The 25,689-nt window shown below is 62.7% G+C and carries 19 protein-coding genes and 2 pseudogenes; 14 read left to right on the forward strand and 7 right to left on the reverse strand.

The features are described 5' to 3' along the window. Nucleotides 1-72 precede the first annotated feature (72 nt). A protein-coding gene (locus B146_RS28675) for an IS5 family transposase (protein ID WP_155897655.1) occupies nt 73-827 on the forward strand; the annotation gives its coding sequence in 2 pieces (ribosomal slippage) (nt 73-393 and nt 396-827; 753 coding nt in all). A 948-nt stretch (nt 828-1,775) separates the two neighbouring features. Next, nucleotides 1,776-2,192 (forward strand): annotated as a pseudogene (locus B146_RS30320) (integrase core domain-containing protein); the annotation flags it as partial. Nucleotides 2,193-2,229: 37 nt separating this feature from the next. Here B146_RS30320 and B146_RS27060 read toward each other — a convergent pair. The 3 genes from B146_RS27060 to B146_RS27070 form a co-directional block, all read right to left on the reverse strand. Then, nucleotides 2,230-3,219, reverse strand: coding sequence for a putative phage abortive infection protein (locus B146_RS27060; protein ID WP_019998651.1), 990 nt, complete (start codon nt 3,217-3,219; stop codon nt 2,230-2,232). Nucleotides 3,220-3,672: 453 nt separating this feature from the next. Continuing rightward, nucleotides 3,673-4,770 carry a type II TA system antitoxin MqsA family protein gene (locus B146_RS28050; RefSeq protein ID WP_019998652.1) on the reverse strand — a complete coding sequence of 366 codons (1,098 nt, stop codon included), beginning with the start codon at nt 4,768-4,770 and terminating at the stop codon, nt 3,673-3,675. Beyond that, nucleotides 4,763-5,107: a hypothetical protein gene (locus B146_RS27070; protein ID WP_026358854.1), complete on the reverse strand. Its 345-nt coding sequence runs from the start codon at nt 5,105-5,107 to the stop codon at nt 4,763-4,765. Before B146_RS27070 ends, B146_RS28050 begins: the two co-directional genes overlap by 8 nt. A gap of 379 nt (nt 5,108-5,486) precedes the next feature. Here B146_RS27070 and B146_RS0122030 point away from each other — a divergent pair, with 379 nt between their 5' ends. The 10 genes from B146_RS0122030 to B146_RS0122075 all read left to right on the forward strand — a co-directional run bounded on the left by B146_RS0122030 (nt 5,487) and on the right by B146_RS0122075 (nt 18,625). Next, the gene (locus tag B146_RS0122030) at nt 5,487-7,436 is read left to right on the forward strand and encodes a tetratricopeptide repeat protein (protein ID WP_019998654.1); all 1,950 of its coding nucleotides are present in this window, start codon (nt 5,487-5,489) and stop codon (nt 7,434-7,436) included. A gap of 269 nt (nt 7,437-7,705) precedes the next feature. Then, nucleotides 7,706-8,974 (forward strand): YcaO-like family protein, encoded by a 1,269-nt coding sequence (locus tag B146_RS0122035; RefSeq protein WP_019998655.1) that lies wholly within the window; start codon nt 7,706-7,708, stop codon nt 8,972-8,974. Further along, nucleotides 8,971-9,849, forward strand: coding sequence for a TfuA-like protein (locus B146_RS27075; protein ID WP_019998656.1), 879 nt, complete (start codon nt 8,971-8,973; stop codon nt 9,847-9,849). The genes B146_RS0122035 and B146_RS27075 overlap by 4 nt, the downstream gene beginning before the upstream one ends. 257 nt (nt 9,850-10,106) lie before the next feature. Further along, complete coding sequence (locus B146_RS0122045) at nt 10,107-10,766, forward strand: RNA polymerase sigma factor (protein ID WP_155897657.1); 660 nt, start codon at nt 10,107-10,109, stop codon at nt 10,764-10,766. Continuing rightward, nucleotides 10,763-11,308: a hypothetical protein gene (locus tag B146_RS0122050; RefSeq protein ID WP_019998658.1), complete on the forward strand. Its 546-nt coding sequence runs from the start codon at nt 10,763-10,765 to the stop codon at nt 11,306-11,308. Before B146_RS0122045 ends, B146_RS0122050 begins: the two co-directional genes overlap by 4 nt. Nucleotides 11,309-11,311: 3 nt before the next feature. After that, complete coding sequence (locus B146_RS0122055; protein ID WP_019998659.1) at nt 11,312-14,668, forward strand: ATP-dependent helicase; 3,357 nt, start codon at nt 11,312-11,314, stop codon at nt 14,666-14,668. Nucleotides 14,669-14,756: 88 nt separating this feature from the next. Beyond that, nucleotides 14,757-15,623 carry a multiubiquitin domain-containing protein gene (locus B146_RS0122060; RefSeq protein ID WP_019998660.1) on the forward strand — a complete coding sequence of 289 codons (867 nt, stop codon included), beginning with the start codon at nt 14,757-14,759 and terminating at the stop codon, nt 15,621-15,623. Nucleotide 15,624: 1 nt separating this feature from the next. After that, complete coding sequence (locus B146_RS0122065) at nt 15,625-17,022, forward strand: ThiF family adenylyltransferase (RefSeq protein WP_019998661.1); 1,398 nt, start codon at nt 15,625-15,627, stop codon at nt 17,020-17,022. A 6-nt stretch (nt 17,023-17,028) separates the two neighbouring features. After that, entirely contained in the window at nt 17,029-17,421 is a 393-nt protein-coding gene (locus B146_RS27080) for a DUF6527 family protein (RefSeq protein ID WP_019998662.1), read from the forward strand. Nucleotides 17,422-17,560: 139 nt separating this feature from the next. Further along, nucleotides 17,561-18,625, forward strand: coding sequence for a DUF3800 domain-containing protein (locus B146_RS0122075; protein ID WP_019998663.1), 1,065 nt, complete (start codon nt 17,561-17,563; stop codon nt 18,623-18,625). 411 nt (nt 18,626-19,036) lie between these two features. Here B146_RS0122075 and B146_RS27085 read toward each other — a convergent pair whose 3' ends face one another. Next, nucleotides 19,037-20,704, reverse strand: a complete 1,668-nt coding sequence (locus B146_RS27085; RefSeq protein WP_019998664.1) for an ATP-binding protein — start codon at nt 20,702-20,704, stop codon at nt 19,037-19,039. 330 nt (nt 20,705-21,034) lie between these two features. Here B146_RS27085 and B146_RS0122085 point away from each other — a divergent pair, with 330 nt between their 5' ends. Further along, the gene (locus B146_RS0122085) at nt 21,035-21,370 is read left to right on the forward strand and encodes a DUF5983 family protein (protein ID WP_155897658.1); all 336 of its coding nucleotides are present in this window, start codon (nt 21,035-21,037) and stop codon (nt 21,368-21,370) included. Nucleotides 21,371-21,881: 511 nt separating this feature from the next. On the opposite strand, the gene B146_RS28055 is transcribed toward B146_RS0122085, so the two are convergent. After that, the gene (locus B146_RS28055) at nt 21,882-22,646 is read right to left on the reverse strand and encodes a nucleotidyl transferase AbiEii/AbiGii toxin family protein (RefSeq protein ID WP_081631102.1); all 765 of its coding nucleotides are present in this window, start codon (nt 22,644-22,646) and stop codon (nt 21,882-21,884) included. Continuing rightward, nucleotides 22,603-22,950, reverse strand: coding sequence for a hypothetical protein (locus tag B146_RS29210; protein WP_019998667.1), 348 nt, complete (start codon nt 22,948-22,950; stop codon nt 22,603-22,605). Before B146_RS29210 ends, B146_RS28055 begins: the two co-directional genes overlap by 44 nt. An 850-nt stretch (nt 22,951-23,800) precedes the next feature. On the opposite strand from B146_RS29210, the pseudogene B146_RS27095 reads away from it, so the two are divergent. Further along, nucleotides 23,801-24,370, forward strand: a pseudogene (locus B146_RS27095) (helix-hairpin-helix domain-containing protein); the annotation flags it as partial. Between the two features lie 240 nt (nt 24,371-24,610). Here B146_RS27095 and lov read toward each other — a convergent pair. Next, entirely contained in the window at nt 24,611-25,645 is a 1,035-nt protein-coding gene (gene lov, locus B146_RS27100) for a blue-light-activated histidine kinase (protein ID WP_040408882.1), read from the reverse strand. Between the last annotated feature and the right edge of the window lie 44 nt (nt 25,646-25,689).

Raw genomic sequence — 25,689 nt, forward strand, 5'->3', positions numbered from 1 at the left:
TAGGGCGTGTCCCCATAACGGGGTTCCCGGTTTTGGTGTGATCTGATTCAATCTCCTGCGAAGGAGGTTGGCATGCGTCGCCATGAACTGACGGATCACGAGTGGGCGGTGATCGAGCCGCTTTTGCCCAGGAACAGCCGCGGCGTGCCTCGGGTGGACGACCGGCGGGTGATCAACGGCATCCTCTGGCGGTTCCGGACCGGTTCGTCCTGGCGGGACGTACCCGAGCGCTACGGCCCGCGCACCACGCTCTACAACCGCTTCACGCGCTGGCGTGCCGCCGGTGTCTGGGATCGGCTGCTGGAGGCCGTGAGCCGAGCTTATGACGGCGACATCGTCATGATCGACTCCTCTTGCGTGCGCGTCCATCAGCATGGGGCGGTGGGTAAAAAAGGGGGCCTGCCGATCCTTGCATGGGACGTTCAAGAGGCGGCCTGACGACCAAGATCCATGCTCTGGTGGATGCCGAAGGTCGGCCCGTGCGTCTGGAACTCACCGCCGGGCAAGCTGGCGACGCACCCATGGCAGCCAAACTGCTCGATACCGTCGCGCCCGGTGCGACCGTGATCGCGGACAAGGCCTACGACACCGACGGCATCCGCTCCTTCGTGGCTGCGAAAGGTGCCTGGGCCAACATCCCACCGCGCTCGATGCGCAAGGCCACCTTCGCCTTCAGCCGCTGGGTCTACCGCCAGCGCAACCTCGTCGAGCGCTTCTTCAACCGCCTCAAACAAATGCGCGGCCTTGCCACTCGCTACGACCGACGGCCCGACAACTTCCTCGCTGCCATCAAGCTCGCCGCCGTCCGCATCTGGATCAATGCGTAACGAGTCCGCTCCCTAGGCAGCTGTCCGCGCCTCCGGTTTGGGTGACCGCTCTTCCGCCTCTGCAGGGAATCTCGAAACGACGTCCAAGCCGGCGCACCGACTTCCACGGCACTGCGTCCGATAGACCAGACAAACCGACCGGGCCCAAATATTGCAGGCGACGTGCGCAGGCGGTTTCCATTGCGGGTTCGGCGCATCAAGCCCACGATCGTTCGGCAACAGAGAACGTTTCATGAAGACGCCGAGTGCTTTCGAACTGGCGCGAATGCTGGCCGACCGCGTGGGGTCGAGTTCCTGCTCGTCCCGCGAGGCATCGGGTCCGGTGTGATCTAGCACGCGTGACAGGCCGAGGCTTCCGTCGGACCGGAAAACTTTTCCGACGGCTTGCAGAACCGAGAGACCGCTGCGAAGGGCGAGCGGCACCAGCGCCTCAGGCTTTCGCTGTGTTCGAGTCACACGACACCTCCGCAAGAAAGAATCAGCCGTCAAGACCCAAAGTGGGTCTCGCGCGTTGCTTACGCGCGCGCCTCTCGGGCATGATCGAGGCGGCCGTCCGAAAAAGGGATGCGGCTGAATTCGGATGGCGACCATGCCGCCTTCCGATCGGAAACGGCGGATGCCGCCCCAAAGCTTGGGCAACGATCGCGTCGGCGTTCAGGGGGCAGTGACGGCCGAGGTCGGCGGCCTTCGCTCCGGGCGCAAGGTGGACAGCGGTTTTGCGATCCAGCCCATCAGGCCGTCTCGAGTCTCCCGCTCGACCGACAGCGGGTTCTTGGCGACCGCGAGGTGCTCCGCCGCCTTCCTACGGGCGGTCATCTCCCGGCGCGCGGCAAGGATACGCCACGCTATTCCAGTCTTCGACCGCGATCCGCATGCTCAGCTCTCCTCTGAACCCGACACCTCGCTGAGTGCGCGGGGACTTTGCCGGTCGCTCCGGAAAAACGACCCCCCTGGACCAATGGGCAGGTCGAGCGGGTGAACCGCACGATCAAAGACCCGACCGTCGAATGCTTCCACTACGAGAGCCACGATCAGATTCGGGCTCACCTCGCCGACTTCATGGCGGCTTACAACTTGGGTCGTCCGCTTAAGGCGTTCGGCAGCCTCACGCCCTACGAATACACCGCCAAAATCCGGGTCTCAGAGACTGTTTCAAAAGTCTGCCGGGTCGGCTCGGCGGTGATTTTCCGCCGTCACTTCGTTGCGAATGCTCGCCGATGCCGCCGGCATCCGCTGCGCTTCGCGCCTCGTGGACGACGAAAAATCCCTCGCCGATCCTCCGCTGGGGACTTTCGAAACAGTCTCTCAGAGCCAGACCGTTTCATCGTGAGTCCGATTCACCAGATGTTGGGACTGAACACCTAGGGGGCCTGGGGGCCGGGGTGCCGTTGCGCCGAAGGCATCATCGCTTGGGGATTATATTTACAAAGCCCTCATTCTCGTCCCGTCCGGCGAAGGCCTTCGGTCCGTATATCTGGATGAGGTAAGTACGCAATTTGCCCTTTCTCATGTATTTCATGATACGGTATTTCTGAATGAGTAGCGGAAAGTCCTTGGCAAAGTCCGCCAATCCGTTCAGTGCCGCCAGCTGAACTTCGTAATTCGTCATCTGGGCGCGCAGCATGTTGCCGTAACGCTGCTTTTCGGCGGGGCGCAGGAGTCGGTCGCTGTCGACCTTCTCCAAGATCGTGTACATAACCCGAAAGTAGGAGCCGAGCCGACTTTCATATCGCGAGTGAACCTTCGAGACGTAGAGCTTCGCAAGGGCTGCTCGAAGCGTGTCGGGGTCGTGCTGTATGAGGTCGAGCTGGTTGATGCGATTTCGCATCCAGAAACTATACTCTCTCGCGGCTGCACGTATAGCGTTGCGGCCGCGATACGACTTCTGATCCGGCTTGTCATCCATCTCCTGGGTCGAAGGGACGGATGTCACATAGCGTTTGCTGTAGGCGAACCTGATGCCCTCCCGTTCTTCACGTAGCATGTTCAGCATCTCGAAGAACGTCGCGTCGAAGCGTTGCCGGTGCTGGTCACGCTGTTGCTGTATCAAGGTCAGGACGACGGCCATGAAGCCGAATGCGGAAAGCAGGGCGTTCAATGCACCAAAGCTGTCGCCCCAAAGCCCCAGTCGCGTCGCGGTCCCTTCGGGGTCCGTCGATAAGAACGCCTTGGGTGTCCAGGCTGGGCAATCAAACGTGCCACAGATGGTTCCCACCAAATCAACGTAGAAGGGGTCGCGCAACCAATGTAGCCATATCGTTGCTACTGCGCCGCAGAACGCGAAGAACAGGATGTTGGTGGCGGTCTGCGATGACAGGAGGCGCTTCACTTTTCGAAGCGGAGAAAAGAGGCGAATCAAGTGGTGTTCTCCGATTTGGCCGGCGAGGGTCATTCCTCACGGCGCAAATTCCTCCAGACCGAAGCGAGATTTTTGCCGCATGGCGTGCGGCCAATGCCTCACGACCATCGGGCCAGTTCACAGGGGCCGCGCTGCGGCGGTCCAGGCCAAGCGCCGGGACCCGGCGGCGCGAACCAAGAGACGGTGCGGTATCAAGCCAGTTTTTCGGCCTCCTCGCGCAGATGGACCGCCGCTTGACCAACGACGAAACACGGCAGGCATACGATGGACATGCCTAGGTGCAACCGCTTCCACCACGTACGGTCAAGCTCCCGAACTTGGCCATACGTGGCGGAGCAACGGGCTTTTCAGACAGCTGCTCCTGAGACTCAGTGGGCTGGGACGCCGCCCGCGGGGACAATCGCTCGTGTCAGTGGTCTGAACGAAGCGTTCGCGACGCAGCCGATCCCTTCCGCGCAGACGTTCGGGAGCGCCGTCACGATGAGGTCAGCTCTGTCTCGGCCGTACTCTGGTGAGGCCTAGTGCGAAAAGGCGCCACCCCATGCTCTCCGGAGAGACCTTGAACCGTCTTGCCAGTTCCGCGACGTCGCCAGTGTCAGCGAAGGCTTCTCGTAGCGATGTCTCGGGCATGAGCAGTTCGGCAGCCATGGCATTGGCCTCTCGTTCGATCGGATCCTGGCCTTCGAAGGATCGATTGAGAACTGGTTCGGTGATCCCGTCGCCGATCCGGTCGCGGTGCAGTACATAATGTGCGACCTCGTGCGCGATCGTGAACCGTTGACGGTGAACGTGTTCACGACCATTCACGGAAATAAGGAAGCCCGCGACGCCGGTAGGGCGCCTCTGCCGGGTGATGCTTCCCGACGAATTCATGGTCATTCGCGTGTCGCGGGCGATTGAGATCCCAAGGTCCCTTGCGAGTCCCTCAACGTCCACCGGGACCCTTGCCACATGACGATCGATAGTCGCTTGGACGTTGACGGAAGTCTGGCTGACATTGAACAGACTCTTGCGAACCTCCGAACTCCTCACGAGTACCGAGGACACAATGGCCTCCACTGGCGCCGTCGTGGGAACATGGGATTCGCGCACCGCATCGCTAAGTGAACGAACTTCCCGTTCGCAAGCCTCTTCGATCACTTCGAGGGCTGTCTCGTTGCGTACGCCCTTTTCTTGCATCAGCTGTCGCAAGTATCGGGGGTCGTCGGCGATGCGTCGGATGACCTTGTCGTATTGGGGCGAGGGTACAACACGACCGCGCTCCCACCGGACCCAGGTCTTTGGTCCACTGTCGATGAGAGCTTCCATTTCCTCTTGCTGGAAGCCGTAACGAGCCCTGATCTCCTTCAACTCTTCGAGAGAAAGTAGGCCGTCGACTTGTCGAATGCGCTCGCCGACCGCCTGCATGTGCATGCTGGCCATCTCGCCCGGATGACTTATTGACCCGCAGGCAGCACAACGCATGTGGCGATCAGCGGGGATCATCATTTTCCTCCCCCGGACGGTCGTCACAAATTCCGAAACCTCCTCGGACACATTTCCGCTGCCGCACTCAAGGCAAAAGATGGCTCGAACGTCAGTCATCGTTATATTCCTTGAATGAGGTAATGACGAGGATATCGCGGTAAATGGCAAATTTTATGAATATCGTCGCTCTGCACGGAGCAACATAAGCTTGGTAATAATATGATGTCGTGCCTGGAGGGTACTTCTCAGTCGGCCTCGACTTGATGAAGGCGCAATCTTTACGTGAGATATGATCATTGAACTCTGATAGCCATTCGCAGATGTCCTCGTAATCCACGTCGAAACCGTAGATGTCCTGCAAAGGGTTCGGCATGATGTCGACATGCCGCCCTCGCGCTAGACGCTCCACCTCCAAAGGATCAAAGGTTGCCGTCTGTTGACTGCTGTAACTCATGTAGCACCGTGACACTCAAATGGCAATGGGTGGTTCAGATTTTTGCGCGCATGCTTAGGCTCGGTCCTGCTGTTCGTTACGTCGGCCGACAGACGTGAGGCAGCATTTGAAGTCCGGGTGCCAACTTCCTGTTGGAATGGACGCTGCCCCACTCCGGGTGCCAGCTCAGCGAGCGGATCGCCTCGACCGTTGTGGACGTCGATAGCGGCCTCGAATCCTCGAGGTGCTCTATCGCGCGTCCGGCGTCACAGAGGCGTCAAACCGTGATGTGCAGCGAAGGGCGCATCTGATAAGCGGAGAAAATTGGAAGGGGTCCTGATCGTCGCGGTCCGCCGTCAGGCATCGAACTGCACGCTCGTGAAACGTCTGGAAAGTGTCGATGCTCGAGATTGTCCAGGGTCCCACACCTGCGCGCGGCAGCCTTGACCTGCTCGGCCGACCGCAAGCGAGGACGCCTTCGGCCAGTCTGGCGGTTCCCGAAAAGGGCTACTGCCTTCTGGCACTGATTTCCTTGGCGCCGGCAGGCACGGTCGAGCGCCGGGACATCAAGTCGATGCTGTGGGGGGATGTGTCCCCAAGCCGACAATCCGCCAACCTGCGGCAGTTACTGTCGAGGATGTCCAAGCTGACCGAGCCATCTCGCTGCCTGATTTCTGGCGGGGAGACCTTACGTCTCCCTCGGAATTCCTGGTGTGTCGACGTTGAGGACCTGTTGGGAGCCAGGGCGCTGGAACTCGCGGCCGGCTTGCCCGCCTGGCTCGCGTCGGGCGAGCTGCTGGAGGGCCTGAATGCGCAAGACCCGGCCTTCGAGGAGTGGCTTCACGAGGCTCGGAGAACGGTTGCACGAAAACGTGCCGCGCTCCTGACGGAAATCCTTTCCGACGAGGAACGTATCACCGACCTGGCCACACGGGTTCGGCTTGCGGAGCTGCTCACGGCGATAGAGCCCACGGAAGGTCTCGGGCACCGGGCTCTCATGGCCGCACACGTCGCCGCGGGATCGGCCTACTTGGCAAGACGTGCATGGGACGAATGCCGTGTCGTCATGAGGGAGGAGGCCAACGCGTCGCCGGATGCCGAGACGCATGCCTTGGCCATTCGCCTAGGTCTCGAGGAGCCAGCTTTGATCCCCGTGAAGGCTGTGCCGGCCTCCACACACGGACGGTTGGGAGCGCCACGTGTCATCATGATGCCGCCAACCGGGCTGTCCGACGAGCCCCTGTACGAGAGGCTCGGGAGGGTCCTGATCGAGGACGTGACGGTCGGGCTCAGTCAGTACAGGTCCTTTCGGATCATCGCGGCCCATACGAGTTTCGAGCTTGCCCGGATCGGGCGTGAGGCCGCGACCGGATCCCCGGATACGCAGTTCGACTACGAGGTAACGATCTCGGTTCGCGGCGGATCGGGGGAACTCGGCGCGTCCTGTCGCTTGACGCGCGTGGCGGACAAGGAGGTGATCTGGGCAATTCAGACGCCCATCGACACCACCGACTTGAAGAAGTCGCTCGACGTCGTCGTCAGCAAGACGGTTGCGACGCTGGCGGATGCGGTGGACAGGGCTGAAGCCTTGACGCCAATCGACGACAACGATTCGACGGGGTACCGGCTCTACCTGGAGGGGCGCCGGGCGATCGGGGGTACCCGCCTCGAATCCTTGCGGCAAGCCCGTCGCTGGTTCAAGGCGGCGGTCCGCAGGTGTGACGGCTTCTCGTCGGCATTCGCCGGACTGTCGCGGACTTATTCGATGGAATGGCTTGTCCGGGGTATGACGGAAAGCCAGCTGCTCGACGAGTCGTTGGCGATGGCCAACCGCGCTCGACATTACGATCCGAACAGCGGGCGGGCGTTGAGGGAACTCGGCTTCGTGTCGCTGTACCGCAAGCGTCATGCCGAAAGCCTCGACCACTTCGCGGAAGCCAGGTCTTTAATGCCGAACGACGGTGACCTTCTCGCGGACTACGCCGACGCGCTTCTGCACGACGGGCAGACCGAAGAGGCTCTCGTCGCGATGATCGAGGCGAGGCGGGTCAACCCGTTGCCGCCCGACTACTACCACTGGATCGAGGCAAGCATCCATTACCAGTTGGAGGACTATGCCGAGGCGATCCGCGCGCTCGAGCCAGTTTCCGGGGTCGCCGCGACGTCCCGGCTCATGGCCGCCAGTTGCGCCATGGCGGGACGTGTCCCTGAGGCCCGACGCTTCGCGGCCGTCGTCCGGGAGAACTATCCAAGCTTTCGGGTGGAGCAGGTCTGGCAGATCGTTCCCGACCGGAGGCCGGAGGATACGCGCAAGCTTATGGAGGGCCTGTTCTTGGCAGGCCTCAACTAAGGACAACGCCTCGTAGCCGTCACGGGCTGCTCTTGGCCGTTGACGCCCGTGTGACGGCCTTCGATCGAAGCATTCCCCTTCTCGCTGTCGTGAAAGGGGAAAGCACATGAAGGCGAATGCGACGATCAAGGCGGCACCTGCCGCTTGCCCAATCCACCTTTCAGCCGAAGCCCGGGAAGCCATCGGCTCCTGTCCGGTCATTCCGCGCGACAACGGAATGGGCTCTGTCGTCCACGCAATGAAGTTTCGGTAGGACCAGCGTCGTGGCATTGGGTTCCGGATGCTCTCCCACCGATCACATCAGGCTGCTCGAGGCCGACCTAGTCGGGACCGATCGCTTGGGGGGCGGCTACGACGATCGCGTCCGAAGGCCCTCCGAAACCCTCGCGAAACTCCGTCCGCTGTTTCCTGATTTGGGCATTACCAGGTTGGGGTTGCTGACCGGACTGGACGTCATCGGCATACCGGTGGCGTTTGCGACCAGACCCAACAGCTTCACGCTGTCCGTTTTCCAAGGGAAGGGATTGGACATCGACGCTTCCATGGCGTCCGCGGCCATGGAAGCATTCGAGACGCGCATAGCCGAACTTCCTCCCGCGGGATTGCGCTTCGGCTCGGTCGCGGGAATGAGGGCTCTGGGCAGGCGGACGATACGTTTGGACAGGACCGCACGATGTGTCCCCTGGACGTTCGGAGAGGACGCGCCGATCCCTTGGTGCTTCGGTCTGGATCTCATGGGTGGGGTCGAGGTAGCGGTCCCGTGGTGGCTGGTGGGCGTCGACCATCGCGACCCCCGCCCTCGTGGCTTCGAGCAGTCCAGTGACGGGCTTTCCTCGGGGAACAGCCACGCCGAGGCTGTCTTGCACGGCTTGTGCGAACTGATCGAAAGGGACGCCTGGACGCTGATGCGGCTCTGGTCGGCCTCGCGGGTGGCCCGAGCTCGCATTGATCCGGCACAATTCGGCGATCCGGTCATGCAGACGCTTGCCGCACGCATCGAACGTGCCGGGTTGGAACTGATCCTCTTGGACATGACCTCCGACATCGACGTTCCCGCATACAGTGCGGTCATCGTTCCCCAGCTGCGGGAAGGTGGTGCCGAGCACTCGCTGTCCGAGGTGTGTGGCGGTTCCGGCTGCCATCCCATCGCGTCCCGGGCGGCAATCCGCGCCGTCGTCGAAGCTGCCCAGTCGCGTTTGACCGTCATCGCGGGAAGTCGAGACGACTTCTCCGCGATCCTTTACGAGCGCGGCAGCCTCGACGATGATACCTTCGTCACGAACCTGCGTCACGCGCCGATGAGTGGCAGTCCTCGGTTGACGGTTGACCCGGACGCAACATTGCAGGGTCAGATCGCCGGCGTGCTCGAACGTCTCTCAAGGGCCGGAATCGACGAGGCGATAGCGGTCCCGATGGGAGATCCCAGTCTGGGACTTTCCGTTGTCAGGGTCGTGGTCCCGGGACTTGAGGTCGACATCGGGGGCGAAAACGTCCAGCTCGGCATGCGGGCTGCCAGAGCGATGAGAGCCGCGGCATGAAGGTGTTATTCGTCGGTCCGAGCCTTCATGGCCAGCGCGAGCATCTCGCCTCACTTCATCCCGACTTCGAGCTGAGGCCTCCGGCGATACGCGGAGACGTGGCGATGGCGGTCGTCGACGGGGCGACGGCGATAGGGCTCGTCGACGGATGCTTCGGAGCCTCTCAGTCGGTGTGGCACAAGGAGATCCTGTTCGCCCTCGAAAGGGGCGTTCCTGTCGGCGGTGGGGCGAGCATGGGCGCTCTCAGGGCTGCCGAGTGCGACGCTTTCGGAATGCAAGGGGTCGGAGGGATCTACGATGACTACAAAAGCGGGCGACTGAGCGACGACGAGGAGGTCTGCCTGTCGCACGGGCCGGCCGAGATCGACTGGCTTCCCCTCAGCGTTCCGTGGGTGAACTTTTCTGCGACCATCGTGGAGGCAGCCGTCAGGGGTGACGTGACTCCCGATGAGCGCGACCTCCTGATGATCGCGGGTCACCGTTTGCATTACACGGAGCGGACGTTTCGCCGAGCGCTCCAAATGGCTGAGGCCATCAGCGAACGGCGCCGCTGCGATGTGCTGGAGCGGCTGCAAGCGACCGTCCGGGACCGGAAGCGGGAAGACGCCTGGAGAGTCGCAAGGTGGCTGTCCTCAACCAGCGGTCCGTTACACGTGCCTTGGACCTTGTCGAGAACGTCGCATTGGCAGTCGCTGGAACAGGATCTCGAGCGGATCCATGGCTTTCGAGCCGGCAGGTTCGCCGATCGGGGACAGCAGAACATGGCGGTCAAAGCTTGTGTCCGGGGAGGCACTGCTCGCCGATCGCCGGCGTCGCCTCGTCCAGAAGAGGTTTCTCGGACCTGGGTGACAACCGACACACCCCGGACTGGCTGACCGATCCAGCCCGTTCAGTGCTTTTCCCAATCGAGCCAGGATGGAGGCTCCGGCAAACTGTGGCAGGCCATTCGTGCCGACCAGCTATGGCCGGGTGCATCAAGCCGTCCGCAAGCGGATGATGACCGTTTGGCTGCAGGGAAAGAACGGAAGGGGAACTCCGCAACGCGCATCGGAAGATTTTTCCGATCGCGATCTACCGAAAAACAGCCTGTCCATTCGCTTATGGATCAGGCGCCCAATTCAAGGGGCCTTCATTGAGCAAACGTAACGACGTCGGGCAGCCTTGGTGGCACGAATGGAAGGATCTGAGCGATGGGGGGAAACTTGGTTCCAGACGACCGGAGGAGCTCGTGCGGGCGTGCCGTGCGCTCGATACACCTCTTCCGGAGCGGTTGAAGGGAGAGCTTCTCTCCCATTTGGCCGACCATGCTCGTTCCTATCTTCAAAAGAGGGTGCGCGAGGACTTGGTCGACGGTGGCCGCGAGGTCATCGAAGAGGTCATCGAGATCCTGACTGTTGCCGTTCTAACTCCCGGGACTGCAGACGGTACGGGTTTCGAGACGGCTTTTCATAAAAAGCTCCGGCAACGGCTGGTTGATCGCATTCGAGCGTCCCAGCGTGTTGCCGCCGTCGTCGAGCAGGAAGCCGTCGATCCAGAAACGGGCGCGACGATCGAAGCTCCCGACCTTCGCCAACTGAGTCCCGAGGACATCGTCGTCATTCGGGATCTCATCGAGAAGTTGCCTGCGTTACATCGGAAGGCTTTCCAGCTTCACCGCCTCGGCTTCCACTACACGTCTTCCAATCCCGACGAGAGCATTGCCGTCATGTTGGGCAAATCCCCGAAGACGGTGCAGAATTGGGTCGAGAGGGCGGAACGACAAATTCTCGAACTCCTGGAGTCAAAAAGATGAATGATCGAACGCAAACGCTCGACGACGTCCTGTTCGGCTTCCACCAGGCTGCGGACACCGTCACTCCGCAGCTGTTGTCCGAATGGACCGCGAGATATCCCGAATTTGCGGATGAGATCCGTGCCCATGCCGTGGAGATCATCGACATGGAGCTGCTGGCCGAAATTCGCTCCCCAGCGCCGGTAGCGGCTCCCGCTATGTCCGCTGTCACTCTGCGCTCTGCCCTTCAGGAGGCTGGAACGTCGTTGCGGGACTTCGCCGACGGTCTGGACATCTCCCGCTCGATCGTTGCGGACGTGAACACCGGCCGGATCGACGAAGCAACGATCCCTCGACGCTTTTCGCGTCTTGCGGCATCGCGTCTCCAGCGATCGCCCGACTGGTTCCACTCGGTTGTGGTCTCATCCAATGAGGCCGCCTTCGCTCCCTCGTTCAAGGCCAGCGAGCTTCCGAGCGCGGGACGCCAGCGGACTTGGGAAGAGGCGGTCCGCGGATCGGACATGAGCGAGGAACGCAAGGCGTTCTGGCTTGCCGAGGACTGAGAGATGGACATCTGGCGCGACATCCGGCTGAAGGCGCGCCAGCGCCACGAGTTGGCTGCTGGAAAGACCGCTTCGAACTTGGCGCGGGATTTGGTCCGGGCCGGATTGAAGGACGCCGGGCTGCAGGTGGACGAGTTCGATCCGGGGAGTGTCTTCGGACCGGGCGTTCTTGGAGCGTTGGAGCGCGAGGACGGCTTTGTTCGCCTGGCTTCCGACCTCGCTGACGAGCAGAGACCCGTCGTCATCGCCCACGAACTGGGTCACTATTGGCTGCACGACGAGTCGGCGTACATGATCCGCTCGACGGAGGCAGGCTTCGGCGGACAGCCGATGGAAACCGGGGCCAATCACGTCGTCGCCTACTCACCCCGCCAACGCCAGGAAGTCCAAGCGGACATATTCGCCCAAGAGTTTCTGCTACCCGCCGATCGGCTGCGGGAGAAATTCGTGGCGCACCAGAAAAAGCCATCCGAGATCGCGGCCGAAGCGGGTTTGCCGATCGGCTTCGTGAGGATGCAGGCAATACGAGCCTTGCTCCTTCCGCCGCTGGAAACCCCGGTTCCGTCCGAGAGCGGCGGGTCCCGTCAGCCTTTGGATCCCGAACAAGTGGAAGCCGCCGAATGGGACGAGCGGCCGCTGATCCTCGATGCCGGACCGGGAACGGGCAAGACAAGGACCCTGATCGCAAGGATCGAGCACCTCCTTAAGAATGGAGTCCCGCCGTCGACGATCCTGGCTCTCACCTACTCCAACAAGGCTGCGGGAGAGATGATCGAGCGGGTGGAGACGGTGGACGCCGCTGCCTCCCCGCTCATCTGGGTCGGGACCTTCCACGCTTTCGGGCTCGAACTGTTGCGCCTGCACAGCGAGGCCGCCGCCCTGCCTCCCGGTTTCCAGTTGCTGGACGAGACAGACGGCCTCGCGCTTCTCGAAAGCATCTTGGCCGAACTGCCCCTGGTTCACTTCCAGAATCTCTGGGATCCGTCACTGGAACTCAGGCCGATCCTGCGAGCCATCTCCCGGGCGAAGGACGAGATGGTTTCCGACGTCGAGTATATGGATGCTGCCGAAGCGGGCCTGCGCGTGGCGTCGACCATCGAAGAGATCGAACGAGCCGAGAGGGCCGTCGAGGTGGGGCGGGTGTACCGTATTTATACCCAGGCCCTGAGAGACCGGGGTTGCGTCGATTTCGGCGATCTCGTTTACCTCGCGGCGAAGCTGCTCGGGTCGAGCCCGGAAATACGGGCTGCCGTACGGGAGAAGCACCGCCACATCCTGGTCGACGAGTATCAGGACGTGAACTTCGCCAGCACCTCGCTGCTGAAGCATCTTACTGAGGAAGGGAAGCGACTTTGGGTCGTCGCGGACCCTCGCCAGTCGATTTACCGCTTTCGCGGGGCGGCGCCGGGAAATGCGGCCGAATTCACGAGCCGCTATGCGGGAGCAGAGAGACGCCGGCTGAAGACGAACTACCGATCCTGCGAGTCCGTGGTGAGGGTGTTCGAGAAATACGGCGCCGATATCGTGGCCGCGCCCAAGCCCGCGGCGACCTGGAAGGCGCACCGTGGAAGGGTAGGCCACGCCGATCTCGTTCGGGCTCCCGACCTCCGATCGGAAGCCGTGGCGATGAGGGACAAAATCGAGCGACTGCGCAACGAGGGGATTCAGTATGGCGACCAAGCCATCCTCGCGAGCACCCACCTTTGCCTAGCTCGCTTCGGGAAGATGCTCGAGGATCTCGGCGTCCCCGTCCTCTACCTCGGCGACCTGTTCGAGCGGTCGGAGATCCGTGACCTGTTGGCTCTCTGTTCCCTTGGAGCCGATCGATCGGGCGTCGGTCTCGTCCGCGTTGCACAGTTCCTTGAATACGGCGCAACCCGTGAGGACGCCGTCCGGATCGTCGCGTTCGCAAGGGAAACGGAACAAGATGTCCTGACGGTCTGCGCGAATGCCGCCGCTGTTCCCGGACTTTCGGCGCAGGGGATCGTCGGGCTCGGGCTTCTCGCCCGGCATCTGGCGGGCGTCGCCTGGAAGACAAGCTGCTGGCATCTCCTGACCACGTACCTGCTCGAAATCAGCGAGTATCTCCGCCCGCTCCTGAATGCAGGCGACGTTCGATCACAGCAGTCGCTTGTCGCCATATACCTGCTGCTGAAATTCTGCCGGGAACATGTCGACGGCAACAAAGGCGAGGGGGGACGGCTCAAGCTCCTCGATGACATCCGGCGGCTCGAGCGACTCGACGACGATCGCCAATTCCGAATTGTCCCGCCCGAAGCCGCAGGCATCGCGGCTGTCCGGATGATGACGGTCCATGCGTCGAAGGGGCTTGAGTTCCGGGCGGTTCATCTGCCCCAGGTCGCCACTCGATATGTGCCCGGGCGCACGCGCCCTTCCTCGTGTCCGCCGCCGCTTGGGTTGGAAAGGCTCGAGGTATCGGCTGCCGACCAAAAGGCCGAGGCAGAATGTCTTTTCTTCGTGGCCCTGTCGCGGGCGAGAGACGTGTTGGTGATCAGCAGCGCGGACAGGTACACGGAGAAGCAGACCGTCAATCCTTCGAAATTCCTGGATGGCCTTCTCGGTGTGCTGCCCCCGGCGCGCGCGGTGTCGAAGGCGAGCGCTCCGGGCAGACCGCCCGAGATCGTGCGTGTGGCGACCAAGGCTGAGCACGAGGAGCGGCACCTCGACATCTACGCGAAGTGCCCAGCCAGATACCGATACGAAGTGATCGACGGCCTTCGCGGCCATGGCGACGACAGCGCGTTCCTGAAGTTCCATTCCTGCGTAAGGGCTACCGTCCGCTGGATATACGAGGAGCTCGGCGAGGGGCGCGAAGTCGACGTCCCGCGGGCCAAGGCACGGTTTGGGGAAGTCTGGGCCGCACGAGGTCCAGTGCATGCGTTCGAACCCGTCTATTTCGCCGAGGCCGTCAGAATGGTCGAGGGGGCGGTTGTAACGCGTGTGGAAGGAATCGAGGGTGACCGCGTCTGGACCGCGCAGCTCGCGGGCAAGCGCATCGTGACCTCGCCGGACCGTGTCGTGGTGCAACCTTCCGGCGGCATCCTCGCCCAAAAGGTCAAGACTGGACGGCAGTCCAAAAGCGAGTCCTCGAAACCCGTCTGGGGGCTCATGCAACTGGCCGCGTCCCAGATGTATCCCGGAAGGCCAGTCCAGCTGGAGGCGTTCTATCCGGGCAGAGGCGCCCGGGTGGTGATGGCTGCTGCGGGCGACGCAAAGGCGGTCGCGAGCTATGTCGACAGCGTGGCTGGCATCGAGCGCGGTTTGTTCGAACCCAAGGCCGGTCGGGACTGCCCGACGTGTCCATTTTATTTTGTCTGCACTTCGGAAGATTCTTTTTGAGCGGACTTCCGGATGTGGCCGTCCCGCTTCGCTGAATGGGTAGAAGGGACGGCATGGGCCGTCCCACCGCTTCAAGAGCGAGACTGCCATGACCCACTCTTCCAGTTCCCGCGTTCCCCGCTTCCAGGTTCTCGTCGGCGACGGTGACCTGAACTTTCGGGAAGTCGTCATTCCGGATCCCATCGTGACCGGGCGCCAGCTTCTCGACGCCGCAGGCGCACGGCCCGTCGACGAGCATCTCGTTATCGCCGTCCTGCCGGACGGCGCGCTCGAGACGCTTCGTCAAGACGAACTGTTCGACCTCACCGGTCGCGGTGCCGAAAAGGTTCTGATCTTCCGGACCGACCGCTCGTTCCGCTTCAAGGTCGACGACCGCGACCGCGAATGGGGCCCTTCCGTCATCAGCGGGCTGGCGCTCAAGGCGCTTGCGGGCATCGATGCAGCGACCCACGACGTCTACCAGGAGATCCGCGGCAAGGACGACCTTCTGATCCGCAACACCGATCTGGTCGACCTTTCCAAGCCGGGTGTCGAGAAGTTCTTCACCGCGATCGCCCAGACGACCGAAGGGCGCACGCTGTTCCTGCCGCCTCGCGACGCCGAGTATCTGGCGGCGCGCGGCATCGCTTACGAGGACGGCTCGGACGCGGGGCAAGCCGGGGTCATTCTGAAGGATTTCCCGCTTCCGCCGGAAAAGTTCTCGTCGGATAAGGGGGACATCCTGATCATCCTGCCGCCGGGCTATCCGGACAGCCCGCCTGACATGTTCTACTGCTCGCCTTGGCTGACGCTGAGGTCGTCCGGCGCGGAACCCCGTGCCGCTTCGGTGCAGCATTCGTTTCGTGGCGAGGTCTGGCAGCGCTGGTCCCGGCACAACACCGCCTGGCGGCCGGGCGTGGACGGCATCCAGACCATGGTGAAGCGCATCGAGCGCGCGCTCTCGGAAGCCGCTTAAGATGCTCGACATGATCCTGCTCGAGGCGCACGAGGAAGAACTCCGGTCCGTTCTGCGCGCGGAAGACGGCGTAGAGGCATCTGCTTACGTCATGTTCGGAACCGTGGACATTGCCGCCGATCCGTGGACGGGAGAGGCGCGAAAGCGCCTCGTCTCCCACCAAGTGATCCCCGTTCCGGACGAAGACCGCATCTCGGCGTCCGGCGTCCACGTCACGTGGTCCACCAGGTCGTTCGTGAAGCTTCTGAAAAAGGCCGAGGCTGGCGGAATGACCCTTGGCATCGTCCATACCCATCCGGGCAGCCATGCGTTCTTTTCGGATCAGGACGACCGCAACGAGGCGAACCTCCTGCAGATCGTGAGCAACCGGTCCGGGCCCGGGTACCGCTTCGCGAGCATGGTTTTGGGCGGTGACGGCACGATCTGCGCCAGAGTGTGGACGAGTCCCGGGGCTGTTGCCTCATGCCAGCGCGTGCTGGTGGCCGGGCGCAAACTGGTCCTTCACGGTGTTGCCCGAGGTGCGGTCGACGAGATGCTCGACAGGCAAGCGAGGCTGTTCGGTCCCGATTTCAATCCAGTGATGCGAACGTTTAAGATCGGCGTCGTCGGCTGTGGCGGAACAGGAAGCCCGGTCGCGATGCTGCTGGCTCGCCTTGGGGTCGGCCACCTGTTGCTGGTCGACGACGACACCATCGAACTGACGAACCTCAACCGTGTGCACGGCTCCAAGCGGAGCGACGTCGAGAACGGAGCGGCGAAAGTCGACGTCATCGCAAGGGAGATTAGAGACGCCGAACTCGGCGTCCATGTCGCTACCTTCAAGGGGTGGGTCGGCGACCGTGGGGTCCGAGACGCGCTCCGTTCGTGCGACGTCGTCTTCGGTTGCACCGACGACCATGACGGCCGACTGTTTCTCAACAGGTTGGCCTACTTCTACGGCATCTTCCTCATCGACATGGGGGTTCGCATCATCCCGGCGAGCAATGACAGGCCTTACGAAATGGCGGCACGGGTGAGTGTCGTCGGTCCTGCCGCTCCATGCCTTCTTTGCCGCGGGCTGGTGGATCCCATCGTTGCCCGCGACGAGGCGCTGAAGCGCGTCGATCCGGGTGAGTACGAACGCCGCAAGGAGGAGGCCTACGTGTCCGGCGGAGGGGATCCGGCGCCCGTCGTCGTCACGTTCACGACCGAGACCGCGTCCATGGCGGTGAACGAGTTCCTGCAGGGACTGACCGCCTTCCGGGGGGCCGGGGGAATGAAGTTCGAACGTCGGCGCAGGTTCGACACCGTCGAGGACCGTTCGAGCACCTGTCTCCCAAGGGATGGATGCGAGATGTGTGCAAGCGCGGGGGTCTGGGGTCGCGGTGACGTCGAGCCCTTCCTCTATCGGATCGGGTGAACGGTCATGCGACGGATCATCGCCAAGACGCTGAAGCGGTTCGGGCTGTTGGATTTCGACCTGCTCTCGAAAGCGGTGGACTCGTTCCCGGGTGCAGGGCAGGTCGCGAGCGGGGATCTCGTTCACGTCGTCGATGGCGGGATCGAGAAATGGGCGTGCCTTCTTTGCCCCGGCGGTTGCGGGGCTGCCATACCCCTGTCTCTGAACAAGCAGCGGCGGCCGAGGTGGACGGTTCGGTTCGACTGGTTCCAGCGACCTTCAATCGAGCCATCGGTCCACCAGCTGAACGCTTGCGGCTGTCACTTCTGGGTAAGGGGCGGCCGCATCGAGTGGTGCAAGGACGGCATGCCACCCGGAATGGTGGACGGTTTGCCGACCCGGCCGGGGAGTCCTCGATGAGGTTTGTCGGTCGGGAACAGCCCGAGCGCAGAGCGGGCACAGGATGCGTAGGGTCTGAAGTAGAGCTGACATGGAACAGAGGGCTCTCCTCCGTCGTGGGACGGGCCCACGCGACGTAAGACGCACAAGGAGCGGATGGGTGCCTGAGAAGGAACTTTACTTCGATGAGAGCGGCTTCACGGGATACAACCTGTTGGACACGACCGCGCCGATTTTCGTCGAGGCCAGCACCGATATCGGGAACGAGGAAGCGGAGCACATCCTCCGGTCGGCCTATCCGACCTACAAGGGTGACGAGTTTCATTTCTCGAACTTCTGGCGCCAGCGGCGCAAGCGACCCCTGACAGCATTCGCGCGCGAGATCGGCCCCTACGCTCGGCGTATCAAGGGCTTCACGATTGACAAGCGCTTCTGTGTCTTGACCAAAGCCTTGGACTTCCTCGTCGAGCCAATCTACCGCGCGGCTGGTCATGACTGGTATGCCAACGGGTACTGTTCGCGGTACGTCAACTTCGCATTCTGGGGCGTCTGCCAAGAGGGGTCGCCCGAGCTGTACGATGCCATCGTGACGGCTTGGCAGCGTTTCTCCCGCGCACCGAGCGAAGCGACGCTTCAGGACATCCAGGTCCTCTTCCGCATCATGGCCAACTCCTTGCCGGAAGGCCCTGACCTCATCGCGAAGCAGCTTGCCATCGGTGCAGAGCTGTTCACCCATTTCAGTGAACTGGAGGCCTTCGAAGGAAGCGACGAGCTGCAGGTGACCACAGTGACTTCGATCGTCGCCGCTTGGAGGCGGCAGCACGATCAGGACTTCGTCGTCCATCACGACGCGAGCGCAAACCTCTTCAGGCGAAAGCATCTGTTGATGAAGATCATCGGACCTGATGCGCCGAGGGACTTCCAACACCTTGGCGACGGTACGTCCGTAGAGTTCCCGTTGCGGGTGTCGGACGTTCGACCCTTGAACAGCAGGGAGCATCCTGCGATCCAGCTTTGCGACATGATCGCCGGCATCGCTGGCAAGCTCAAGGCTGCTCCGGAATCGGATGACGACGAACAGGTCCTGCGTGACGTCGTCGAAGCGGGGTTTGGCGAGCTCGGTTTCAATGGGGTCTACTTTCGCCCTGAGTTTCCTCCAGCTCAGCCTGAAAGGCAGTCAGGTCCGGACGCGGTCGACAAAATGATGGCCGCGATCTTTCGTTGATGATCAACGCAGGCGTTCATCCGGACTTTACTAGAACCGTGGAGAACGACGCCTCGAGATGGCATGCTCCGGCGCTGGAAGCGGTATTCGGTGGCACGAAGAAAAAGGGCAGACCGCTGTGCCTCACCCGACCGAACGGTTTAAGTCCGCTGTGCTTCGGATTGCCGTGATCTCCACGACGTGGGAGCGTTCGTCGGCAGCCAAGTCGACGACGTGGGCGAGGCCTTGCGGATGGGGCTAGGGGCCTTCCGGGCAAAAACCGCGGCTCAGTCGATGGAGATCGCCGTTGGTTCGATGTGGCCGCATCCCATGGATGCTCACAAATCCGCAGAGCTTGTGATACGGCTGCTTCGGTCGCTCATGCCCGCCGGCTGTTCTCTTCGTTCCGAACCTCACCCGTGATGCCGACCGTCACGGGGTTAACACGGCAGCGCGCCCATCCACGTTCGACCCGCCGCCCGCCGCAATCCGGTGCAGCCGGAAGCCATCGCTTCCAACCGCCCTGGTCGCCACGTCGACCAAGTGGTCGTGATGGCTGAAGACGATCACCTGGTTCCGCTTGGCGGCGGTCCCAAGCACGCGGAGGAGGGAGGCGGCACGCGCATCGTCGGCGGTAATCAGCAGGTCGTCGCAGACGATGGGCAGCGCAGCGGCTCCCGCCGCTCCGTCGATCGAGCCAAGCCGGAGCGCCAGGAAGAGTTGATCACGCGTTCCCTCGCTAAGCGCGTCCACCTGAACTTCCGTCCCGTCGCGTCTGCGCGACAGGATCACCGGACGGTCATCCCGGTCGTAACCCACTGATAGACCGGAGAAGGCTCCGTCGGTGATGCGGGGATGCGCCTTCTCGATCTCGTCGAACAGCACGACGCTGAAAGGGCGCTCCCGGACCGCGTTCGTGAGTTCGCCACCAACGTCGTAACCGACATACCCCGGCGGCGCGCCGATGAGCCGTTGGTCGGCGTGCTCGGCGCTGAACTCCGACATGTCGAAGCGGATGTAGGCGCTCTCGTCGCCGTACAGGAGTTCGGTGACCGTCTTCGCTAGCTCGGTCTTTCCCACGCCCGTCGGACCGGCGAGGAACGCGATGCCCCGGGGACGGCCACCTCTGCTCCCGAGGCCCGTCGCCGCGCGCTTCACGATGTCGAGCATATGCACGACGGCATGGTCCTGTCCGATCGCTCGGCGGGAGACGAAGTCCGCCCCGTTACGGATGCGTCCGCGCTCCAGCTTTCGCCAAGCGTCCTCGGTCACGCCCACCTTGTAGCGCCGTACCGCCTCGCCGACGTCGGCGATCCCGACCCCTTCGGCGCGTGCAAGCTGCGCGATCGAATTCAGGTCGACCAGCAGCATGCCCTCGGTCGCGTCCACCAACGCGTCTTCGGCGTCGCGAACGGCGACGGGATCAGCTTCCCTCGCGCCTGGCAGGCCACGGACGAGAGACGGCGCGACCGCGCTACGAGCCGCCCGGTCCGGTGGCGCGATCGGAATGTGCCGGAGTCTGGGGTTGTCTATGATCAGCCAGTCGGGGAGGTCTCCCTCCCTGTCGGCGATCCAGATCACCGTGTTGAACCGCGGCGCGCGGTTGGGGCCGACGGGGCGCGCCTTTGCCGACTGTCCGGCGACCAAGGCCCGGGTGAAGAGCTGCTGCTCCTGAGGGGACAGCGTGTCCGCGCGATTGACCAAGCGGGAAGCGAAGTCGGCGACAAGCGCGATCGGCGGACCGTCAAGACGGACCAGCCGTTCGAGCGTCGCACCGAGCAGCTCGATCCCGGCAGGCGCAATCCCGGCAGGGGCGGTCAACCCAAGCCGTCCAAGGACCCCAGCCGCGTCAGGCTCCGTTCCGTCGGGGCGGGCGAGAACCGAGAACCCGGAGACAGGGTCGAAGCGAACGACAGCCTCGTAGCCGGCATCCGCCAGCGCCAGTACGATGACGTCGGTCAACGAGGCGGCGGTCGCGGCGGTCGCCGAAGTGCGGATCTGAAGGTCTCGAACGTTGCCGGTGAGGACGAACTGGCTTTTAAGAGGCAGGAAGCGGGCGAGGTCCCTTACCCACCTTGGCCTGGTATCGACGTTCGACAAATGCGGTCCCTCCCTGCAAGACCTCCCATGCATTGAAAGTCCTCGCCGGCAGATTATGCAACTGTCGGTTACCGTCAACCGCTTTGCTGGCGCAGCGGATAACCTTCGCTCACCCTTCCACAACAGCGAGTGGCGACACGGGGAAAGGATGCTGAAGGGATACCTTCGTCAGACCGTCAATGGCGGCCCTCGGACAACTCCCCCGTGTCCACCGTCGTATATCCAGACCGCTTTTGAGGGTCTTGGCGTTCGATCGCGCCGTCAACACAGCCCTGTTGTGCCTTGCCCCTTTTGGACCAGCACTTGGTGATCTGCCAGGGAGGTGACGGCATGGCAATCTACGAGTTCATGGACGTATCAACGGGGCATCTGACGATGGAGGATGTACCTCTACTGAACGGAGCCGATCTGCCGTTCGATGTGATGACCTACGAATATGGTTGGGTTGTCTCGACGGCCAAGCTGATGCCCGGACCGTACCGCGACAGCAGCATCGAAGACCTACGTAGATCGGGCCTCTCGTCCGAGTTCATGGCGGCCGCCGAACTCGCTGGGCAGCGCAACTGCTGGCTGCTGCGCTTTGACGCGGACGCCGACTTCGACCCCGACTTGCCGGTGGGCGGGTACGGTGTTGGTCCCGATCATATTGCGCTTCCCGGTCTTTGAAGGCGATCTGCCAACCTCGATTCCGAAGCCTAAGGTCTGACGACGGCGTAAGAAATACTTCAGTCCGCGGCATATGCTGCCGAATTGAGTGGTAGTCTGCCCACGTTGGGCGGCGTGGTTCGAACCCACTCAAGCTGGGTTCTCGCCGATGCTCAAGGTCTCCGTACAACCGCGCTGAAGCGGCGCATCTTGCTTCGGTCGAATGGTCGAACATGCACCACCGCGACCGCTGATCGGTCAGGGCATCGGCCGATCGTCAGTGCTCCGGCGCCACCTGCTCCCGGCATCGCCGCGAATCGACAGCGCGATGCCGGGCGGCAGTACGGGGGCAGACCACGCTCCAAGATGATGATGAGGCGGAGCGAATCCAGAGAAGAACAAGAATTCCGGAAGACCACCCAAACGCTCGGCTAGTGGATAGCAGGACTGGAACGTTCCGCCATGAGGTAACAACTGCTACCAACCGTTCCGTTTCGGTTAGGTGGATGGGTTGGCTGGCGAGCTCCAGATCTCAAGGGCAACGCCTGGTGTCGGCATCTACTTCCAAGCGCAGTCCCAGCCTAGCCTCGAGATGTCCGAAGTTCAGGATTGGGTCGTGCTCGACGAAATCGACGGCCGGGGTTGCCGATGCAAGCTCCAGCACGCTGCGGCGCAGATCGTGCGGGTCGGGATCAAACGTGCGCCGCGTGAGATTGCGGATCTCTTCCATGATCCGGTCGGTATCGTAATCCAAGGCTTCGAGAACGGCATCGAACCGCTCGGTGCCGACGACCCCCGCCAGGTTGGAAGGCCGGATGAGACCCGCACCGAGACAAGCGTGGATGTCGTAGAGGTCCCGGCCTTTCACGGCACCGGGACTGGTTGCCCGGTAGACGAGCTTCTTTGTTACGACCTCCTCGGGATGCTCCAAGCATAGGTCGACGCCTTGGACGCGTACCGGAATGCCGGAATGAGGGGTCAGCGGCGCGGCGGCGAGCAGGTCGATCTCGCCAATGCCGTCCCACACCAACTTCACGAAGTTGCCGGGATGCCGAACGTCGCGGGTGAGGCTGCGCGGCAGCCCGCTCGCCATCAACCTTTGCAGGTGGCCGGCGCGCGGAGCTGGGTCGCCGACGAAGAGATCGAGGTCGAAGGACAGGCGGTGGTCGATGAAGAACGTCAACGACGTTCCGCCCCCGACGCGGAGCGTCGAACCCTCCTTAAATCGGTAATGGTCGAGGATGGCCTCGGCATCACGGAGCAGTGCCGGCCATCTCTCTGACGTTTCGGTTTCCATGTCGGCTGGCCCTGTCCCGAATCGTGGCGACGTTGTCGCCGCTTCGTGCGCCCACGTTGTCCGCGAGTTCGGCAAGGAACCGATAGCCCAGTGCCGATCGCCTGATGGCCGAAAAAAGGAGGGATGGATCGCTCCCCTCGAGGAGCGTTCGAACGATGAAGCGGTCGTGGTCGCTGCCGCGCTCTCCGGCGATCACGCCGTAGACGGTGGCAAGCGTGGAGCCACCGCGTCCATAGGGGGTCCAAGCGTTCACGATCAGGGAACGCCAAGCCTCGGGAACGTCGACTTCTTCGATACGGCTCATCGGGACGGTCTCTGCTGCTTTCCCACTTTAGCACGGGTCGGCAAGCGATCGGAAGGCACCTGCTTCCCTGCCGTCCATTCCGTGTCGTAGAGCAGCAAGACACGGTCAGGGCTGGAGCCGTCGCCCGCGTCTGCGCGATCTGCGTCTCGATTCTTGCTCATTTCCGCTTGGGATCCCATGCAACGTCCATTCCGGTCCATCCTGGAAACCAGGGTTCGGGATGCCGGGGCGGCCGTTGCGACGTTGGTGGCGGTTGCTACCTAATGGCGGAACGTTCGCTCTCACTCTTTCCCAGCGCAGGAGGCGAACGTCATGCTCTTTGGTGTCCACCGTAACCGGACGCACGTGATGAACCATGATCGTTCCCCGAACGACCCGGATGCTAGCAATGGGCTTAGGTGTCGTTTCACGAAATGGAGTTGCTTCCCATCCTTCGGGGATCCAATCGTCGTCCGCTTTGGCGCTCGAGGGGGGGCGCGGGGGGCGGGAACCCTCTCATGGACGACGTATTCCCATTCCCAATCTTCCTCGTACAGTATGCCGCTCCTCGATTCGAGTTGGCTTCTCTCCGCCAACTCCAGCGGCTCGACGCGTGACGATTTGTGGAAGAGGACGACGTTGTCGTCTCCTTCCGCGGTTTGGTCAAAGGGAACAGGATGCCGTCCAACGGCGGGTCGTGCTCCGTCGGAAGGAAGTCCGCTATGGCTTGGGTAGCTAAGTATTCCAGGTCTTGATCGTCCGGCTCACAGGTTCAGTGATGCGATGGCCGAGCGACCGCAGGAACATTGCCCGATCCATCCGTTCTGACAGCGTCGGATCGAAAACGCTGCCGTCATCCACACTTCCCTGAGGGCTACCAGATCCAGAAGCCGACCAGCTTAGGCGCGCAATGGCGACGTTCAAGTTTACTGGCGGCGTCTCCGACTTCCGCGACAAGCTTGTTGAGGGAATGGTCGCCAACGGCTACGAGCGCGAGTTCGCCGAGCGCACCTTCCGCCAGCTCGAGGGCTTCGGATCCTACGGTTTCCCGGAAAGCCATGCGGCGAGCTTCGCTTTGATCGCCTACGCTTCGTCTTGGCTGAAGTGCTGGCATCCGGACGCCTTCTGCGCGGGGCTCCTGAACGCCCAGCCCACAACCTTCTACGCCCCGGCGCAGATCGTGCGCGACGCGCAGGAGCATAGGGTCAAGGTGCGCCCCGTCTGCGTCAATGCCAGCCGCTGGGACTGCACGCTGGAGTCGCGGGAAGCGGAAAAGTTTTCCGACGTCGACGGCGGACGGTTCGCCGTTCGGCTCGGGCTGCGCATGGTGCGGGGCCTAAGCAACGCGAACGCGGCTCGCCCTGTCGCGGCAAGGGGAGACACGCCGTTCGTCTCCGTCGACGACCTGTGGCGTCGAGCGCGGGTCCCGCACGCCGCGCTGTCGCCCGCTGAGGTCATGGCGGATCCGTATGGGCACGTCGTCGACGAGATTCGCGTCAAGACACGGGACTTCCGTTGAGGCTAGAAGATCGAACTCGCGTCCGCTGGAAGGACAGTCGCGTTCTCGTTTCCGGCTTGGCCTTCCCGTCCATTCCGCCTCAAGACTCCCCGGCCGGAACGGGCGGTCGATGGGTTCGTAGGTCGACCGCCCTTGCCGCTAGTTGCACGTCTATGGCCGTGGCTACGGCATCGCCTCGTCCGGTACAGGGATCGCCAAAGCGACCTGTACACCTCCGTCCTGCCAGTCGACCCGCAGTTCCGCGCCGAGCTGCGTCGCCAGCGCATCGAGCATGCGGAGACCGACGCCGGAGCGCATGGGAGCTTCGATGGCGCGGAAACACCGCTCGTGCCACTCCAGGACGACGCACCCGCCATCATTACGCCAAGTCACGTCCAGTCCGCCCGTCGGTTCCGACAAGGCGCCGTGACGAAGGGCATTGGACGTAAGCTCGTGGAGCGCGAGGGCCAGCGGCTGCACGAGTTGGGACTGGATCCGGATCGGGTCGCCATAGGTCCAGATCTGTCGCTTTGCGGCCGCTGGAAGACTTCCCGCAACGAGGGCCGATAAATCCACGTGCTGCCACCGCGACTCCGCAAGTAGACGGTGTGCCGAGGCGAGGGCCTGAACGCGTCCGCGGATTGCGGCAGCGAAACTCTCGGGATTCTTAGCGTCGCCGAGGCTGACGAAGCTTTGCACCAGAGCGAGCGCGTTCATGGCTCGATGGTCGACCTCCTTCAGAAGTAGGTGCTCGGCCTGCTCGAGGCGCTCGGCCCGGTGCAGGGCGGTGACATCCTTCTGGGAAGCGAAGTAGTAGATCAGCTCGCCGGCCTCGTTCGTCACGCGGCTAACGGCAAGCTGGTTCCGGAACGTGCTGCCGTCCCGGCGGTAGTTAAGCACCTCTAGCTCGAAATGCTCTGCCTCCGATCCGAGTGCCGCGCGTATTGCGTCGACCTCTGCCGGGTCGGTCTTTGGGCCTTGAAGGAAGCGGCAGTTTTTTCCGATGACCTCGGCGGCGGTGTAGCCGGTCAGATCGAGGAACGCGGTGTTGGCCATGACGATGGGATTGTCGGGCTGCTGCGGGTCGGTGATGATCATCGGCATGCAGGTGCGCTCAACTGCGACGAGGGCTAGTTCCCTTCGATTAGCGAGCACGCCACTGTCGACTGCCACTCGATCGTCACCGACGAACGAGCGTCCGTTCTCTGTCTCGTCCATCGCCACTCCAGCTGGCTACGCATAAAAACAGTACGGCCGCTGAG

This window comes from Aureimonas ureilytica DSM 18598 = NBRC 106430, from assembly GCF_000382705.1.
Classification (GTDB): Bacteria; Pseudomonadota; Alphaproteobacteria; order Rhizobiales; family Rhizobiaceae; genus Aureimonas; species Aureimonas ureilytica.